This is a genomic window from Actinomycetospora lutea (assembly GCF_028737205.1).
Classification (GTDB): Bacteria; Actinomycetota; Actinomycetes; order Mycobacteriales; family Pseudonocardiaceae; genus Actinomycetospora; species Actinomycetospora lutea.
The window spans coordinates 49,486-67,477 of record NZ_JAQZAL010000020.1; the positions used below are offsets into that span (position 1 = coordinate 49,486).

General features: G+C 75.1%; 13 protein-coding genes. 7 read left to right on the forward strand and 6 right to left on the reverse strand.

Features of this window, described 5'->3' with window-relative positions:
* Positions 1–101 precede the first annotated feature (101 nt).
* From PHK61_RS21175 to PHK61_RS21190, 4 genes are read left to right on the forward strand one after another with little or no spacing between them, the layout of a single operon-like run.
* A complete protein-coding gene (locus tag PHK61_RS21175) occupies positions 102–3,266 on the forward strand; it encodes an arabinosyltransferase domain-containing protein (RefSeq protein WP_274283001.1) in 3,165 nt (1,054 codons plus the stop codon).
* Positions 3,250–6,324 (forward strand): arabinosyltransferase domain-containing protein, encoded by a 3,075-nt coding sequence (locus PHK61_RS21180; RefSeq protein WP_274283002.1) that lies wholly within the window; start codon positions 3,250–3,252, stop codon positions 6,322–6,324. The genes PHK61_RS21175 and PHK61_RS21180 overlap by 17 nt, the downstream gene beginning before the upstream one ends.
* A gap of 11 nt (positions 6,325–6,335) precedes the next feature.
* On the forward strand, positions 6,336–7,706 hold the full coding sequence (locus PHK61_RS21185) for a decaprenylphosphoryl-beta-D-ribose oxidase (RefSeq protein ID WP_274283003.1): 1,371 nt from the start codon (positions 6,336–6,338) through the stop codon (positions 7,704–7,706).
* 8 nt (positions 7,707–7,714) lie between these two features.
* Positions 7,715–8,470, forward strand: coding sequence for a decaprenylphospho-beta-D-erythro-pentofuranosid-2-ulose 2-reductase (locus PHK61_RS21190; protein WP_274283004.1), 756 nt, complete (start codon positions 7,715–7,717; stop codon positions 8,468–8,470).
* 87 nt (positions 8,471–8,557) lie between these two features.
* Here PHK61_RS21190 and PHK61_RS21195 read toward each other — a convergent pair whose 3' ends face one another.
* Positions 8,558–10,045, reverse strand: a complete 1,488-nt coding sequence (locus PHK61_RS21195; protein WP_274283005.1) for an acyltransferase family protein — start codon at positions 10,043–10,045, stop codon at positions 8,558–8,560.
* Between the two features lie 369 nt (positions 10,046–10,414).
* On the opposite strand from PHK61_RS21195, the gene PHK61_RS21200 reads away from it, so the two are divergent.
* Positions 10,415–12,634 (forward strand): hypothetical protein, encoded by a 2,220-nt coding sequence (locus PHK61_RS21200; RefSeq protein WP_274283006.1) that lies wholly within the window; start codon positions 10,415–10,417, stop codon positions 12,632–12,634.
* 164 nt (positions 12,635–12,798) lie between these two features.
* Complete coding sequence (locus tag PHK61_RS21205; protein WP_274283007.1) at positions 12,799–13,281, forward strand: GNAT family N-acetyltransferase; 483 nt, start codon at positions 12,799–12,801, stop codon at positions 13,279–13,281.
* A 255-nt stretch (positions 13,282–13,536) separates the two neighbouring features.
* Here the strand turns inward: PHK61_RS21205 and mscL are convergent, their stop codons facing one another.
* The 3 genes from mscL to PHK61_RS21220 form a co-directional block, all read right to left on the reverse strand.
* Positions 13,537–13,980: a large conductance mechanosensitive channel protein MscL gene (gene mscL / locus PHK61_RS21210; protein ID WP_274283008.1), complete on the reverse strand. Its 444-nt coding sequence runs from the start codon at positions 13,978–13,980 to the stop codon at positions 13,537–13,539.
* A 116-nt stretch (positions 13,981–14,096) separates the two neighbouring features.
* Positions 14,097–14,426 (reverse strand): hypothetical protein, encoded by a 330-nt coding sequence (locus PHK61_RS21215; protein ID WP_274283009.1) that lies wholly within the window; start codon positions 14,424–14,426, stop codon positions 14,097–14,099.
* 97 nt (positions 14,427–14,523) lie between these two features.
* Positions 14,524–14,823: a hypothetical protein gene (locus PHK61_RS21220; protein WP_274283010.1), complete on the reverse strand. Its 300-nt coding sequence runs from the start codon at positions 14,821–14,823 to the stop codon at positions 14,524–14,526.
* 434 nt (positions 14,824–15,257) lie between these two features.
* Between PHK61_RS21220 and PHK61_RS21225 the strand changes: the two genes are divergently transcribed.
* Positions 15,258–16,589: an MFS transporter gene (locus PHK61_RS21225; protein ID WP_274283011.1), complete on the forward strand. Its 1,332-nt coding sequence runs from the start codon at positions 15,258–15,260 to the stop codon at positions 16,587–16,589.
* 6 nt (positions 16,590–16,595) lie between these two features.
* Here the strand turns inward: PHK61_RS21225 and PHK61_RS21230 are convergent, their stop codons facing one another.
* Positions 16,596–17,294, reverse strand: a complete 699-nt coding sequence (locus PHK61_RS21230) for a hypothetical protein (RefSeq protein WP_274283012.1) — start codon at positions 17,292–17,294, stop codon at positions 16,596–16,598.
* A gap of 49 nt (positions 17,295–17,343) precedes the next feature.
* Complete coding sequence (locus PHK61_RS21235) at positions 17,344–17,943, reverse strand: DinB family protein (protein WP_274283013.1); 600 nt, start codon at positions 17,941–17,943, stop codon at positions 17,344–17,346.
* Positions 17,944–17,992: the final 49 nt, after the last annotated feature.

Below are 17,992 nucleotides of genomic sequence, written 5' to 3' on the forward strand. Positions count from 1 at the left end.
GTACGAGGGGCACACAGCGCGGCGGCGCTGCCCCCGTCGGGACGGCCCCGTCGGTGACCTCCTCGGGGTGTGGCGCAGGGGCGTCGATATCGTCGACACCCATGGCCGTGGTGGCAGCGCAGGAGGGCCGGGCCGACCCGGCCCCCGGCGAGGAGCACCACGACGAGTCGACCGGCCCGCCCCGGCGGGGCGGTTCGCGGGCCGCGGGCTGGTGGCTCGCCGCGCTCGGCGCGATCACCGTGCTGCTGGGGCTCGCGATCCCGCTGGCCCCGGTCCTCGCCGACGACCCCGTCGTCACCTGGCCGAAGGCCGGGCAGCCGGCGTCGTCGACGAGCCTGCCGCTGACGCCCTACCGCCCGCTCTCGCTCACCGCCGACGTGCCGTGCGCGGCGCTGCGCCCCGGCGGCGACGCGCTGCGCACCCAGCCCCCGTCGGCGGGCGCGCCGGGCCGGGGCCTGACCGTGGGCACCAGCGGCGGGCGCGTGATCGTCACCAGCTCGGGCGACACCCTGGTCTCCGAGATCCTCCCCCTCGGCGACTGCACCTACCGGGTCGTCGCCGACCAGCAGGGCACGCGGGTCGAGCGCGACGGGGAGGTGCTCGCCGAGCGGCCGGGGGCCCTGGTGCCGCAGGTCGCCGAGCTCGCCACCGACGCGCCGGGCACGCCGGGGCTGGCGGCGACCGTGCACACCGACGACCGCTACTCCTCGGTGCCCAGCGGGCTCAAGATGACGCTGCTGGTGCTCCACGCGCTCGCGCTCGTCGCGACGATCTGGATGGCGACCCGGCGGTGGCGCGGACGCGGGCCGGGGCTCGAGTGGCCCCGCCCCCACCCGGCGGACGCCGTCGTCGGGGTCGTCTCGGCGGCCTGGGTGGTGGTCGGGCCGCTGCAGAACGACGACTCGTGGTACCTGCTGATGGCCCGCAACGCGACGCCGACGGGCTACATCGGCAACCAGATCTACATGTTCAACACGACGGAGAACCCGTTCGTGCTCTCGCAGTACCTCATGGCGATCTGGGGCCACCTCGGCGAGGCGATCGGGCTGCCGGGGTGGGGTCTGCTCTGGATGCGCCTGCTCCCGCTGCTGCTCGGGCTGCTGACGTGGGCGCTGCTGCGGGTCCTGCTGGCGACGATCCTCGGGCGGGGCGGGCGCCTGCCCGGGGTCGCCTGGGCGCTGCTGCTCGCCCACCTCGCGTGGTGGCTGCCCTACGGGATGGCGCTGCGTCCCGAGGTCGTCATCGTCCCCCTGTCCGCGGCGGTGCTCGTGCTCGCCGAGGTGGCCCGGCGGCGTGAGGCGGTCGGCCCGCTGGTGCCGGCGACGGCGCTGGCGGCGCTCGCGGTCACCGTGTCGCCGTCGGGGCTGGTCGCGGCCGCGCCGGTGGTGGTCGCGCTGCCGTGGCTGTGGCGATGGCTCGCGGCCCGCGGGTGGCGCTCGCGGCTCGGCGCGGCGGGCGCGGTGATCGCGGCGGGCACGATCGCCATCCCGATCGGCTTCGGCGACGCGACCCTCGGCGACGTCATCGAGGCCACCGACGTCCACAGCTGGTACTACCTGACCTTCCCCTGGTACGAGGAGTGGGCGCACTACCGGACCCTGATCGAGACCGGGACGTGGGGACGCCGCCTGCCGGTGCTGCTCACCGTGGTGCTGCTGGTCGTCGTGTCGATCGGCAGCGGTCGCGGCAGCCGCGGCCCGGCCGCCGGGCGGGTGCGCGACGCGACGCTCGGCGCCGCGGTCACCGTCGCCGTCGCGCTCGGGCTGCTCGCGCTGGGGCCGACGAAGTGGGTGAACCACTTCGGGGCCATCGCGGCGCCGGCCACGATCCTGCTGGCCCTGACGCTGCTGCGCTCGCCGCTGACCCGCCGCGCCGGGGCGCTGGTGACCGGCGCGTCGGTCGTGCTCATCAGCGGCGCGACCGTGCTGGGCTTCGCGGGGCCCAACACCTGGAAGCCCTACAGCGACCGCGGCCAGCCGTTCGGGGACCACCTCGACACCCAGATCTCGATGCTCGACCTCGAGAGCTTCGCGCCGCACTGGGGCGACTTCTACCTGCGCGACGTGTGGTGGTGGCTGATCCTCGCCGCGCTCGCCGGGCTGTGGCTGGCCTGGCGGCGGCGCGCGGGGGGCCGCACGTTCGGGGTGACCCCGGAGCGCGCGGTGCTCGTGGTGGCCACCGGCGCGCTCGTGGCGCTGATGGTCGGGGTCATGGTCGTCGCCCCGCTGAACCAGGGCGCCGGCTGGACCGTCGCCGGCAGCCAGGCTCAGGCCCTCACCGGGCGCGGCTGCGGGCTGGGCGAGGCCGCGACGGTGATGGCACGAGCCGGGCAGGACGTCGGGGCGCCGACCACGCCGGACACCCGCACCGGCGACTTCGCGCTGGCCGCCGACGACCCGGCGCCGGTGCCCGCGCCCGGGGCGGGCGCGCTGTGGCACGACGAGGTCGAGCTCCCGCCGGGCGCCGACCCGACGTCGTCGCCGGGCGGGGTCACGGGCCTCGGGTCGGTGACCACCGGCTGGTACCCCCTGCCCGCGGTCGACCCGGCCGGGGAGGGCGCGCCGACCCACGTGATCGTCCCGGTCGCCGGCAACGAGCCCGACCGCCAGCGGATCGTCGTGCAGTTCGCCTCCGGCGACCCGCGCGCCCCGGTCGAGGCGGAGTCGGTCGCCGTCACCCCGGCCCCCGGCTTCACCGCCCGGCAGTGGCAGGAGATCCCCGTACAGCTGCCGGGCAGCCGGCCCACCGCGGTGCGCCTGGTCGTCGAGGACCGGGTCGCCGGCCCCGACAGCTCGCTCGCCGTCGCGTCGCCGCACCTGGCCCGGATGCAGCCGGTCATGACCCTCGCGAGCGCCGAGGACCGCCCGCCCGAGCAGGTCGCGGGCGGGGCGTTCGCCGACCAGCTCTCGGCGGTGTTCTGGCCCTGTGTCGACCAGGTCGCGGTCAAGCACGGCATCGCCCCGACCCCGACCCTGCGCCTGTCCGCCGCCGAGAACACCCCGGAGTTCATCCTGACGAACCCGACCTACGAGTCCTGGGGCGGCACGATGGTCCAGTCGGAACGGACGTGGGCCACGGTCCGCCCGTTCTCGGCGGTGCCCGACGGCGGCGTGCCCACCCTGGCGTGGGGCAACGTCGACCGGATCGTCTACGACCACCCCACCGACGGCTACGACCTGCGGATCGACCAGGTGTCGCGGGGCGGCCTCGAGCGGTTCGCGACGCTCGCGTCGGAGGCCTACTCCGGTCGTGAGTACCTCGGCTGAGCCGCGGGCGCCGGAGACGACGGCGGACCCACCGGTCCGCTCCCGGCGCCCCACCCTGCTGCTGGCCTCGGCGGTCCTGACGCTGCTGTGCGCGATCGCGTTCCCGCTCGCGCCCGTGGTGCAGCCCGTCGTCACCTTCACGTGGCCGCAGGGCGCACCGGCGGCGTCCCTGCCGCTCATGCCCTACCAACCGGTGCGCCTCGACGCCGCCGTGAGCTGCGCGGCGCTGGCCGCCACGCCGCCCGGGGCGGCCACCCTCGCCACCACCCCGCCCGGCACCCCGCCGGCGCCGGTCGGGGGGCTCACGGTGCGGCCCGGGCCGGACGGGGTGGTCGTGAGCAGCAACGGCGAGACGCTCGCGACGGTGCCCCCGCCCGCCGGTCCGTGCACGCTCACGGTGACGTCCTCGCCCGAGCGCACCGAGGTGGCCCTCGACGGGCGCACGGTCGCGGTCCGGCAGGGGGACGTGCGGCCGGTCGTCGCCGCCCTCGTGGCCGGGACGCCGACCGCCGACGGGCTGTCGGTGTCGCTGCGGACCGACACGCGCTTCCAGACGACGCCGAGCGTGCTCAAGACCCTGCTCGGGGTCGGCGTCCTGCTGGGCCTCGCCGGGATGGTCGTCGCGGTGTGGCGGCGGGACGGGCGGCCGTTCCGGTACGGACACGCAGCGCAGCGGAGCTGGACGATCCGTTACCCGCCGCGGCGTCCCGGCCCGCGCCCGGTCGACGGCGTCGTCGCGCTCGGTCTGGTCGGCTGGGCCCTGATCGGCCCGGCCACCGTCGACGACGGCTACATCGCCGGCATCCTGCGCTCCCGGAGCGAGAGCGGGTTCACCGGCAACGTCTACCGCTGGCTCAACGCGCCCGAGGCGCCGTTCAGCTGGTTCTACGAGGTGACCCGGGCGTGGGCGTCGCTCGCGCCGGACGGGACGGCGTCGGTCCCGTGGCTCCGGGTGCCCGCGACCGTCCTGGGCCTGCTGCTCTGGGCGCTGCTGCGCCGTCACGGCCTGCCCCGCCTCGGTCGGGCGCTGCGCGGGCGCGGGGCGACGTGGGTGGCGGCCGCTGCCTTCTTCGCCTGGTGGGCGCCGTTCGGGCTCTCGCTGCGCCCCGAGCCGTGGCTCGCGCTCGGCGTGCTTGCGGTGTGGGTGTGCACCGAGCGCGCCGTCGCGACGCGCGCGCTGCTGCCCCTGCTCGCCGCCGCGGTGCTCGCCGGGTTCACCGTCGCCCTGACCCCGGGCGCGCTGCTCGGGCTCGCGCCGCTGCTCGTCGCCCTGCCGGCGCTCTCGCGCGCGGGGCTCGGCGTGCGCGAGGGGTGGACGCGCGCGCTCGTCGTCGTCGCCGGTCTCGCGGTCGCCGTGCTGCCGATGACCGCCGACCAGTCGCTCGCGGGCCTGCTCGAGGCCACCCGCGTGCGCCAGGTGATCGGCGGGGGGTCGCCGTGGTGGAACGAGCTCTCCCGCTACACGACGCTGCTCGTGCCCGGCGACGTGCAGGGCGGGATCGGGGCGCGGCTCGCGGTGCTGCTGACGCTGCTCGCACTGCCGGCGGTGGTGTGGGCGCTGCACCGGGCGCCGACCTCGGTGGCCGTGCCCCCCGCACGCCGGCTGCTCGCGCTGGTGGCGCTGGCCCCGGTGCTGCTCGTGGTCAGCCCGACGAAGTGGACGCTGCACTTCGGCGAGCTCGCGGGCGTCGGGACGATGGTGCTCACGCTGTTCGTGCTGCTGTGGTCGCCGCGGGTGGTGGAGCGGGCGGACCGGCTGCGGGGCCCCGCGCTCGTGGTCGTGCTCGGCGGGCTCGGGCTGGTCACCACGCTCGTGCTCATCGGCAACAACCAGTGGGCGTGGGCCGCGGCGTGGGGCGTGTTCTGGAACGACATCCCGCCGCAGGTCGCGCGGGTGCCACTGGCGAACATCACGCTGCCGGTGACGATGGTCGGGACGCTGGTCCTCGCCGTGCTCGTCGCCGTGCGCGGTGCCCTGCCACGCCGCGCCGCCCGCGTCCTGGCGCCGGGGGCGCTGGCGCTCGTGCTCGTCGTCGCGGTGGTCGCGCTCGAGGGCGGGTCGTTCCTCAAGGTCACCGCCGACCGTCTCGGGACGTTCAGCTACGGCTCGGACGCGCTGGCCGCCCTGCGCGGCGACCCCTGCGGGATGGCGTCGGACCTCGCGGTCGAGACGGACCCGGCGGCCGGCCTCCTCGGGGGCGGCGTGGCGGCACTGCCGGCGTCGGGGCCCTCCTTCGCGCCCACGGGGACGCGGGCACCGGCGGTGCCCCTGACCGCCGGCGGCGTCGCGCTGCCGGGGTGGGCGGCGCCGGCCGGCGTGTCCGAGGGCGCCGCGGAGCTGCGCTCGGGCTGGTTCGCGCTGCCCCCGGACGCGCAGCGCCGCGAGGCACCGGTCGTCGTGACCGCGAGCGGGAGCCTCGCGCGCGGCACCCTCGCGCTCGAGTTCGCGGCGTCCCCGTCCGGCGCCCCCGTGACCGCGTCGCCCGCCGGGTCGCGGGACGGCACCGCGCCGCGCGACCTGCGCGCCCTCGCCCCCGAGGGCACGACGCTCGTGCGGGTCCGGGCCACCAGCGCGGCGCGCGACGCCGACGAGGCGCGCACGGCCACCCCGGCCGGCGCGTCGCCCGACCTGCCGCTCGCGGTCAGCGTCCCGCGCGTGCCGCGCACGGTGCCGTTCGACGCGGTCGTCCCGCCGGGCAGCACCGCGCTGGTCGACTGGCCGGTCGCGTTCGCGTTCGGATGCCTGCGCCCACCGCCGCTCACCGGGGGCACCGCGGGCGTCCCGCCGTGGCGGGTCACCCCGCCGGGGCTCTCCGACGCGGGCGAGATCGCGGTCAGCCCGACCACCGGCGGCCCGTTCCTCACCCCCCGCCTGCTCGTCGACGAGATCCGCGTGCCGGTGTACCTCGACGGCGACCCGACGCGCGACGCGGTCGGGCTCGCGCGGTGGGTGCCGCGGCTGGAGTTGAGCACCCTGTCGCCGCAGGTGGGCGCGGAGACAGTGGCCGGCTGGAGCAGGCAGGGACGCGCGAGCGTCCCCGTTCTGGACACCCCCTAGACTCGCCCGGGATGTCGCGCACCCAGAAGACGCTCGCCGGGTGGGCACGCACCGCCCCCTCGCGGGCCACCGTGCTCTCCGGCGACGAGGTCGTCTCCACCGACCGGCTGGCGGAAGCCGTCGCCACGGCCGGCGGGCGCGGCGTCATCGCCCGTGGTCTCGGGCGCTCCTACGGGGACACCGCCCAGAACGCCGGCGGTCTCGTCCTCGACATGACGGCGCGCGACCGCATCCACGCGGTCGACGCGGCCACCGGGCTCGTCGACCTCGACGCCGGGGTCTCGCTCGACCGGCTCATGCGCGTGGCGCTGCCGTTCGGCCTCTGGGTGCCGGTCCTGCCGGGCACGCGCCAGGTCACCATCGGCGGCGCGATCGCCAACGACATCCACGGCAAGAACCACCACTCGAACGGCAGCTTCGGCGACCACGTCGTGTCGATGGACCTGCTGCTCGCCTCGGGCGAGGTGCGCCGGCTCGAGCCCGAGGGCCCGGAGGCCGAGCTGTTCTGGGCCACCGTCGGGGGCATCGGCCTGACCGGGGTCATCCTGCGCGCGACGATCCGCATGACGCCCACCGAGACGGCCTACTTCGTCGCCGACACCGAGCGCACGGCGGACCTCGACGAGACGATCGAGCGGTTCTCCGACGGCTCCGACGAGGCCTACGACTACTCCTCGGCGTGGTTCGACTCGATCTCCACCGGCGCGGGGCTGGGCCGCGCGGCCCTGGGCCGCGGCTCGCTCGCGCGGCTCGACGAGCTGCCCGCGACGCTGCGGCGCGACCCGCTGAAGTTCGACGCGCCGACCCTGCTCGACCTGCCCGACGTCTTCCCGAACGGGCTGGCCAACAAGCTGACGTTCTCGGCGATCGGCGAGCTGTACTACCGCAAGACGAAGAACAAGCGCGGCCAGATCCAGAACCTGACCGCCTTCTACCACCCGCTGGACCTGTTCGGGGACTGGAACCGGGCCTACGGCTCGAAGGGCTTCCTGCAGTACCAGTTCATCGTCCCGCTGGACGCCGAGGCCGAGTTCCGGGCGATCATCCGCGACATCGCCGAGTCCGGGCACGTCTCGTTCCTCAACGTGTTCAAGAAGTTCGGCGAGGGCAACCGTGCGCCGCTGTCCTTCCCGATGCCGGGCTGGAACATCTGCGTCGACTTCCCGATCGTCGAGGGGCTCGGGGAGTTCTGCCGGTCCCTCGACGAACGCGTGCTGGCCATGGGCGGGCGCCTCTACACCGCCAAGGACTCGCGCACCGACCACGACACCTTCGCCGCCATGTACCCGCGGCTGGACGAGTGGCGCAAGGTCCGCGACGCCGCCGACCCCGACGGGGTGTTCGCGTCGGACATGTCGCGCCGCCTCCGCCTCACTCCCTGAGGAGAACCATGATCGACGCCGTCGGCCACCCCTCGTCCCTGCTGCTGCTCGGCGGCACCTCGGAGATCGGCCTCGCGACCGCCGAGCGCTACCTCGCCGGCGGGCCGGTGCGGGTCGTGCTCGCCGGGCGCCAGTCGCTGCGGCTCGCCGACGCCGCCGCCCGCCTCACCCGGGCCGGGGCCACCGTCGAGACCGTCGAGTTCGACGCCCGCGACGCCGCCGTGCACACCGAGGCCGTGCGCAAGGCGTTCGCCGGCGGCGACATCGACATCGCCCTCGTCGCGTTCGGCGTGCTCGGCGACCAGGAGAAGGCCTGGCAGGACATCGACGCCGCCGTCGAGCTCGCCGAGGTCAACTACGTCGCCGCCGTGTCGGTCGGCGTCGCGCTGGCCACCGAGTTCCGCCGCCAGGGCCACGGGCACCTCGTCGCGCTGTCGTCCGTCGCCGCCGAGCGGGCCCGCCGGTCGAACTTCGTCTACGGCTCCACCAAGGCCGGGCTCGACGCGTTCTACACCGGTCTGACCGAGGCGCTGCGCGGCGACGGCATCGGCGTCACCGTCGTCCGGCCCGGCTTCGTGCACACCAAGATGACCGAGGGCCTCGACGCCGCCCCGCTGTCGACGACGCCCGAGGCGGTCGCCGAGGTCATCGTCTCGTCGGTGCGCAACCGCCGCGAGCAGGCCTGGGCGCCGGCGCCGCTGCGCTTCGTCATGTCGGCGCTGCGCCACGTCCCGCGTCCGATCTTCCGCCGCCTGCCGCTGTGAGCAGCGAGGGTCACCCTCGCTGCGTCGGAGGCAGCGAGGGTGACCCTCGACCCGTCGGTGTCGCGGTGGCGGGGTGGCGCCGCGACCTCAGGCCGCGACCGCTGCCGGCCGGGCGGCGTGGCTGCCCCCACGCCGCCCGACCGCCCGACGACCGGAGGGCGGGGTGACCTCCGGACGACGGACGTCGGCGGTGTCGCGGCGCGCGCTGCCCCGGCGCCGCGACGGGTCCTTGTCGCGCATCCACGCCTGCCCGGGCTCCTCGACGTAGCGGTACGCGAGGTGCGCGAGCACCAGCGACGCCACGACGAGGTGCGGCACGAGCAGCGCGGCCGCCGCCGTGTCCGGCGCGAGCGCGGGGATGCGGGTCATGGCGACGAGCGCCATCTCGATGAGCGGGAAGTGCACGAGGTAGAGCGCGTAGGAGATGCGCCCGCCGTGGCGCAGACGCGGCGTCGCGAGCACCCGGGCCACCGGGCCGTCGGTGAGCGCGAGCGCGCCGAGCAGCACCGGCAGCAGCGGCGCGGCGAGGTAGACGCGGGCGTCGGCGCTGAAGGACGTGCCGGGCGGGGCGGTGGCGGCCCAGTAGACGACGACCACGACCTCGGCGACCGCGAACAGGAGCACCCGGTGGGCCCAGCGCGAGACCGTGGCCGTGCGCGGCACGCGGCGCACGACGAGCCACGTCAGCACGCCGGCGGTGAAGCCCGCCGCGAGGCGCACGCCCCAGAAGCCCGCCCAGGCGCCGGTGAGGGCGCCGTGCACGGCGAAGGCGGCGGTCGGCGTCGCGGCGAGGACGGCGAGCGCGGCGAGCACCGCCCGCGGCGTGCCGCGCAGCAGCCAGGCGCCGCCGGCGAGCAGCGGGAAGGCCAGGTAGGCGGCCCACTCGGCGCTGATCGACCACGCGGGCAGGACGAACGCGACGCCGTCGATGCCGCCCGAGTCCCACATCTGCGTCATGGTCAGCTGGCGCAGCCAGCTCAGGGGGTCCAGGCCGGGCTGGGCGCCCTGCCACGTGATCACACCGTCGCTCCCCAGGACGGCGCGCGCGGCACACCACAGCCCGGCCAGGACCACCACGACCGCGTAGAGCGGCCACACCCGGGCCAGTCGCGCCCAGACGAACCCCAACGCCTGGCGCGGACCCGGCGCTCCCCGCCAGCGGTCCAGGTAGGACCGCGCGAGCAGGAAGCCGGAGAGGGCGAAGAAGAGGTCGACGCCGAGGGGGCCCGCCGCCACGAGCGGCGCCACCGGGGCGAACCACTCCGCGTAGCCGGTGACGGGCAGGTAGCTGACGTGGTGCAGGAGCACCCACACCGCGGCCACGGCCCGCAGACCGGTCAGGGCCGGGATCTCGACGGTCACGGGACGGGTGACCGGACGCGGGCCCGTGCCCGGCGCGGTCTGCTCGACGGAGCGGACCGCCTGCTCGGCGGTCGGGGCCGGACCGACCGGCGACGCCGGGTGGGGCGCGGCGGCACCGCGCGGGACGGGGATCGGCCGGATGCCCGGCAGGCTCGTCCCGACGCGGTCGTTGCGGCCGTCCGGCCCGCCGTGGTCCTGCCCCACCGTCCGCACCGCGCCTCCCCGACGTTCGACGGATTGGCGGATGCCAACCCTCGATCCGGTCAACGGCGCCGAGTGGCCGCTCCCTGATACTCCGATCGGTGGATTGGGGTGCGGTGGCATTCGATACGGGAGTGACGACGTCGCCGGCGGTGGCTCTCCGTCACCGTTCCACGATCGGAGCAGTCACCGGCGAGTGATGGTCACACCGGGTCGAGGGTCGGCGGCAGGAGGGGCATCTGGCCGGGGGTCGGGGCGCGATCGTCGCGGCGCGCGCGAGCCGGTGCCGGGCGTGTCCGCCCGCCTGGCTAGCGTGCGGGCCACGTCTCGGGGGCGAGGCGTCGCCGCGCCGCACGCGGCGTCGTGGCCGAGGGGGGCTCGATGACCACGGTGGAGGACGAGCGCGCTCGAGGAGACCGGGCGCGCCCGGGCGGGCCGGGGACGCGCATCACCCCCGGGCCGGGCGGTCGGGCCGAGCGGCCGTGGTCGCGGGTCGAACCCGCGGTGTGGGGCCTCGGGGCCCTGTCCCTCGTGGTCGCGCTCGGGTTCCTGCTGGCGAACGCCGCCTACAACCAGGGACGGTTCTCGCCGCCGCTCGACGACGTCTACATCCACCTGCAGTACGCCCGGCAGATGGGCCTGGGTGAGTTCCTGCGCTACCAGGCCGGCGCCCCGGTGACCACGGGTGCGAGCAGCCTGCTCTACGTGCTCGTGCTGGGCGCCGCCGCCGCGCTCGGCGCGACCGGCGGGCTGCTGCTCTACGCGGCCCTCGCGCTCGCCGTGGTGTGCACGGTGGCCACGACCGTGCTGACGTACCACCTCGGCCGGGCGGTCGCCTCCCGCACCGTCGGCGTCGTCGCCGGGCTCCTCACCGCGCTGTGCGGCCCGCTGCAGTGGGGTGCCCTGAGCGGGATGGAGGTCGGCCTGGTCGCCGCCCTCGCCACCGGCACCGTCCTCGCCTTCGTGCGGGAGCAGCCGACCGGGCGCTTCCGCCTGACCGTCCTGCTCGGCCTCCTGCTGACCCTCACCCGACCCGAGGGCCTGGTGCTGACCGTCGCCGTGCTGGTCGGTGCGGCCGTCACGCTGGTCCAGCGCCGTCGTCGCGGCAGCGGGCACGCCCGGGCGGACGTGCTGACGGCCGCGCTGCTGACGGTGCCGCTGATCGCGGCGCTCGCGCAGCGGCTGCTCTACCGGGCGCTCACCGGGTCGGCGGAGAACAACGGCGTCGTCGCCAAGTCCTGGCTCTACCAGCCGCTCGACTCGACGGTGGAGGTCATCGACCGGGTCGTCACCGGCGCGCGGGAGGCCGTCGCGACCTACGGCGGGCTCACGGGTGTGCCGGTCGTGGCTCCGGGGACCCTGCTGCTCGCCGCCCTGGGCACCGTCGCGCTCGTGCTCGACCGACCCCGGCACCGCACGCTCGCGGGCGTCCTGGTCCTCGGGCTCGGGGGCATCGTGCTCGCGGTCGCCACGCTGATCACCACCCTGTGGCACAACGGTCGGTACGTCACCCCGTTCCTGCCGCTGGTGCTCGTCCTGGTGGTGCTCGGCGTCCGCTTCCTCGCCCGCGCGGTGCCCCGCCACGGCCGCGGGGTCGGTGCTGCGCTGCTCGCCGTCCTGGTCCTGGTGGCGGTGCTGACGCTGCCGACCTGGGCGCTGCGCTCCGCCCAGCAGGGTGCCGGGATCCGCGAGGCCTCGGTGTCGGTGGCCCAGTGGCTGCGGGGGAACACGCCCCCGGGGTCGGTGATCGCGGTGAACGACGTCGGCGCGACCGCCTACTTCGGTGACCGCCCCGTGGTCGACCTCGTGGGGCTCACCACCAACGGTCTGGCCGAGGCCGCGAACGAGGGGACGGGCGCGCTGTACGAGGCGCTCTCCCGGCTGCCGGCCGACCAGCGGCCCTCCTACTTCGCGGTCTTCCCGTCGTTCAACGGGGTCAGCTTCGGTGACATGTCCGAGGCGGGCGTGCTCGGCGAGGAGCCCCTCACCACCTTCCAGACCCGCTCCCCGGCCCGCGACGTCGCGCTCGGCGGGGTGTGCCAGGCCAGCGGCGGGTGCTCGGAGACCGACGTCTGGGCCGCCGACTGGTCGGTGCTCGGCAGCGGTGACGCGCCGGACCGCCCGGTACCGGGTCGCGTCGTCGACCACGTCGACGTCGGCGATCCCGTCGACGAGGAGGGCCACGGCTACACCGTGGACCGTGCGCTGGTCGGCCTCGTGCCGATGACGATCCTGCGCGGGGAGGACCGCGCCGACGGCCGCCGCGTGGTCGACTCGGGCCGCGAGATCGTCGGTGGCGAGCACTTCACCCTCCGCGGGCTGACCCCCGGTGTCCCGGTGACCCTCACGGCCCGCGTCGAGGCCCGCGAACCGCTCGTGGACCGCAACACCCAGGCCGGCGTGGTCGCCGTGGGCATCGACGGGCACCCGGCCGGTGAGTGGGCGTTCACCACGGACGACCGCGCGTGGACCCAGGACTCGTTCGTCATCCCCGGCGAGCTCATCACCCGCCCGGAGCTGACCGTCAGCGTCGGCCCGCGCCAGCCGTATCTCCAGCCCTACCCGGACTACCGGTCCTTCTCCTACTGGGCCAGCCAGTAGCTCACCTGGCCGGTCTGTCCGATCGATCGGTGTCGCCGTACCGCATGTTTCTCCGTTGCCAAGTCTGTGCAACAGTGCGCCCATGACCCTCGCCGTCCCGCCGCCCCTCGTCCGAGCCGCGCGACGTGAGGACCTCCCGGACGTCGCGCGGCACATGCGCGGGGATGCTCGAGCGCGAGCTCGGCGGCCACGACCCGCGGCTGCACGACGACGTCGACGACCTCGCCGGGATCTACCTCGGCGCCGCGGGGACGCGCCTGTTCGTGTGCCTGGTCGAGGGCCCTGACGGCCCTGACGGCCCTGACCTCGCCGGCACCGCGTCGGTGCGCGCGGGCGGGCCGAAGCCGCAGTTCGTGCCGTCGTGGCTCACGCGCCGGTACGAGGGGCGCCGCGTGGGGCAGATCTGCCGGGTGTGGGTCGACCCCGGCCACCGGCGCCTCGGTGTCGGCCGGATGCTCGCCGTCGAGGCGGCGCGCTGGGCCCTCGGCGAGGGCTACGACCCCGTCTGCCTGCACACCAATGCCTCGGTGCCCGGCGCGCTCGCGTTCTGGACCAGCTTCCCCGGCGCGACGCTGATCCACGACGCGCGCCCGGACCCCTGGTCGACCGTGCACTTCGAGATCGACCCCGCCGTCCTCGGGGCCTGACCGGTCCTGCTGGGCCGGGGTGATCTCAGCCTGGCGGAGCATGCTGACGCTGGACGTCAGTCTCTCCGCCAGCCCGATCCGCCGTGCCGGCCAACATCGTGGCGGCTCTCCTGACACGGGACGTCAGCATGGAACGCCTCGGCGCGCATGCGACGACGGCTCGCGGCGTGTCGCGCGAGCGAGAATGTGGCGATCCTGGCGTCACATGCCAGCGATGCCGCATCGCTCGCACCCTGGGGTGCGGTGCCGGCGGCGTCAGCGGTCCTGCTGGGGGATGCGGCCGTCGGGGCCGCCGTCGCGGCCGGTGCCGGTGGCGGCGCGGATGGACTGCTCGCGCAGGAGGTCGCGGATCTCGGTGAGGAGCTCGACGTCGGTCGGGTCGGCCGGGCCGGCCTCCTCGCCGCGGCGGCGGCGCTCCTCGACGTATTTCAGCGGCAGGACGACGAGGAAGTAGATGACCGCGGCCGTGATGAGGAACGTGATGATCGCGTTGATGAAATTCGCGTAGTCGAAGACGACGCCGTTCACGACGAACGAGCCGGCGAATTCGCCGCCACCGGAGAACACCTGGATCAGCGGCTTGAGGAAGGCGCCGGTGAAGGCCGTGACGACGGCGGTGAAGGCCGCGCCGATGGCGACGGCGACGGCGAGGTCGACGACGTTCCCGCGCAGCAGGAAGTCCTTGAATCCTTTGAGCACGTTCATTTCCTCCGGTCCGCGAACCGATCGCCACGGGAGGATATGACCACCCACCGAGCGCACGTGCGGGCCCCGGCCCCCTCGGGGAGGACCGGGGCCCGCGTGCCGACGTCGGCTCAGTTGCCGGCGTCGACCCCGGTGCCGCAGGACTGCGACTCGGGCTGGGCAGCCGCGCCGTCGCTGTCGTCCTCGTGGCCGAGCAGGCCCAGGTCGAGGGCGCCCGACACGTCCTCGACGGGGACCTGCACGCCCAGCGCGTTCACCGGGACGTCGTTGTTGCAGGCGTTCAGCGGCGCGATGGTCTGCACATCGTTCACGTTGACGAGACCGCTCTGGGTGGTGTCGCCGCCGTTGTCGGCCTCGGCGGCGAACGCCGAGCCGGCCGTCGACGCCAGGGCGGTGCCCGCCAGGGCGCCGGCCACCGCGGCGCGTCGCAGGAAGCTCATGGGTGTCTCTTCTCGGGGTGAGGTGTACAGGGGGAGCCCGCCACTCCGCCGGATCGAGACAACCGACAGGACGGCGGTGGAGAGCAGCGCTCCGACGTCAGTTGTCGGCGTGGACCTTGTTGCCGCACGACTGCGACTCGGGCTGGGCCGCGGCACCGTCGGCGTCCGACAGGATCGGCACGGCGCCGGAGACGTCCTCGACCGGGACCTGGACGCCGAGCACGTTCACCGGCACGTCGTTGTTGCAGACGTTGGTCGGGACGATGGTCTGGACCTCGTTGACGTTGCCCATGCCGTCCTGCGTGACGCTCTCCTGCGCGAAGGCGGCACCGGTCGTGCTGGTCAGTCCGGCACCGATCAGCGCGGCCGCCATGACGGACTTACGGAGAATTCCCACAGTGTTGTCCTTTCGCATGGTCCTCCCCGTGCCGGGACGGCGACGGGGAGCCTTCACCGGCGACACCGGAATGCCGCGCGGCGGACAGTAGCGATCATCGGCACACGGATCGTCCGCCCGGAAAGGCCCGCGGAGCCCTCGCCGTCACCCGGTCGGGAACGCGCCCCGACACCTGGGGAGGTGATCATCAGTCAGGCTCGTGATCATGTCCGGGACGGTCGGTGAAACAGACCGATCAGTCGCCCACGACCGAGTGGCGGAGGACCGCCGTCGTCGTCACCGAGCGAGGGAGCCTGCGTCCATCTGGGCGAACGCTGAGCGGCACACCGGGCGCGCTCGGTGGCAGCGGAGCGCCTTCCCATCACACGCCGGGACCGCCCACCCGCCCGTCCGGGGGCGCGCGCCGGACCCGCCGGTGTCGCTACCGTTCGCGCGTGTCGTCCTCGACTGCGCCGTCCGCACCGACGGCCCGCATCGGGCGCCCGCTCACGGCCTGGGCCGCGTGGGACTGGGGCTCCGCCGCGTTCAACCACATCGTCACGACGTTCGTCTTCACCGTGTACCTGACGGGCTCGGTGGCCGCCGACGAGGCGAGCGGGTCGGCGGCGCTGGCCACGGCGATCAGCGTGTCCGGGGTCCTGGTCGCCCTCGTCGCGCCGGTCTACGGCCAGCGCAGCGACGCCGCCGGCGCCGAGACGGGACGCCAGCGGCGGCTCGGCTGGCTCACCGCGGTGATCATCCTCTGCACGGCGCTGATGGCGCTCGTCGCACCCGAGCCGTCGTATCTGTGGTGGGGCCTGCTGCTGCTCGGCGTCGGGACCTTCGCCTACGAGCTGGCCCAGGTCGAGTACAACGCGATGATCTACCGGCTCGCCCCGCCCGGGCGGACCGGGCGCGTGTCCGGGATCGGCTGGGCGGCCGGCTACGTCGGCGGCATCGTCCTGTTGCTGATCTGCTTCGTGCTCTTCCTCGCCGACTCGCCGGTGATCCCGTTCGAGGGCGAGGGCACGGCCGTGCGGGTCGTCGTGCTCGTCGCCGCCGTGTGGTTCGCGGTGTCGACCGTCCCGGTGCTGCGGATGAGCTTCCCGTTCCCGCCGCCGCCCGGTGACACCGAGGCCGCCGTCGGGTGGGCCGCGTCGTACACGCTGCTGTTCCGGCGGCTCGCGCGGCTCTACCGCGACGACCGGCACCTGCTCGGGTTCCTCGTCTCCAGCGCGATCTACCGGGACGGGCTGACCGCGGTGTTCACGTTCGGCGGTGTGCTCGCGGCCGGCACCTTCGGGCTGAGCCCCGGCGACGTCATCATCTTCGCGATCGTCGCCAACGTCGTCTCCGCGCTCGGCGCGGTAGTCGGCGGCCTGCTCGACGACCGGATCGGGCCGAAGATCGTGATCGTCGTCTGCCTGGCGGCCCTGGTCGTCACCGCCGCGGGCATGCTCGTCGCGTCGGGCCCCACCGCGTTCTGGATCGGCGGCACGTTCCTGTCGCTGTTCGTCGGCCCGGCGCAGGCCTGCTCGCGCAGCTACCTCGCCCGGATCGTCCCGCCGGGGCGCGAGGGCGAGCTGTTCGGCCTCTACGCCACCACCGGCCGTGCCGTGAGCTTCCTGGCGCCGGCGATGTTCGCGCTGTTCATCGCCCTGTTCGGCGCGCAGCGCTGGGGGATCCTGGGCATCGGGCTCGTGCTGCTGCTCGGGCTCGCCACGCTGATCCCGGTGCGGGCCGTCGCCGGCAGCGCCGCGGCCGGGCAGGCCGCGGTCCGCACCTGAGCCCGGTCAGGAGAACCGGGCACCCAGCCAGCGCACCAGACGCGAGCCGAACTCCGCGACGAGCACCCAGAACACGGCCGCGAGGCCGTAGTTGACGACGACGGCGAACACCGGGTCGGCGACGAGGAACAGGTCGCGGAACGCGAGCACGGTCGAGTCGGCGACGCCGCCGACGACCTGCGCGATCGCGTTCTGCGGGTTCACCCCGACGAGCGTCAGCAGCACGTAGGCCACCAGCACCACGGCGATGACGTAGGCGACGATCCGGATCACCGACGCCAGGACCGTGGCGACCTTCCAGACGAGCTCGCCGACGTTCAGCGGCGAGCGCTCGTCGCGCCCGCGGGGCCCGGATCCGCCCGACACGTCGGGCGTGCGCTGCTGCGTCGTCGGTGCCTCGTCGGGCGGCGGGTCGTCCGCGGGGCGGTCCTTCGTCGCGGTCGCGGTCGTGGCGGACGCCGAGGAGCCCTCCGAACCCGCGCCCGACCCACCCGCGCCCGACCCCGACGCGGCCGCCCCCGACGCGGCCGCCCCCGACGACGTGCTCGTGCTCGAGTCAGCGGCGGCCGACGCGTCGGCCCCCTGCTCGCCGGAGGACGCCGCCCCGGACGTGTCCGCGCCCGCGGCGCCGGGGGACGTCGCGTCCGTCGACCCGCTGCTGTCGCTGCCGCCCTCGCTGCGCTGCGCGCCCGCCTGCTCCGTCACGCCCGGCATCCTGGCACCGGCGCCGTGACGGAGCAGATCGGGTGCCCGCTCACATCGAGGTGGCGCCGTCGATGTGCTCGCGCAGCATGTCGGCGTGGCCCGCGTGCTGGGTCGTCTCGGCGATGATGTGGATCAGCACCCGGCGCACCGACCACGTCGTCCCGGGCTCGTGCCACGGCGCCTTCGGCAGCGCGTGGCGCACGTCGAGGTCGGGCAGCGACGCCAGCGTCGCCTCGGTGCGCGCCGCGGTCTCGTGGTACTTCGCGATCACCCCGGCGAGCGTCTCGCCGGGCAGCAGCTTGAACTCGTTCTCGCGCTCGACCAGCCAGTCCGGCTTCTCGTCGAGGCTCGCGATCCAGCCCTCGAAGTCGTCGAGGGTCATGCCCTCGGGGAGTTCGAAGTCCTCCTCGGGGCTGGCGCCCGAGACCGCGAAGCGCATCCAGCCCTCCTCGACCTTGGTGACGTGCTTGATCAGCCCGCCGAGCGTGAGCTGGGAGGCCGTGGGACGCGAGCCGGCCTGCTCGTCGGTGAGGTCGCGGGTGGGGAAGACGAGCCAGTGGCGGGCCTGGGTCAGTTCCGCGAGGAGGTCGGTGCGCTCGCCGGTGTCGGTGCTGGTCATGGCGGTCTCCTGGGTGGCGGTCGTCGTCATCGGGGCCCACTTTCCTCGTCGTCCCTGATGACACGAAAGCTACGGAGGG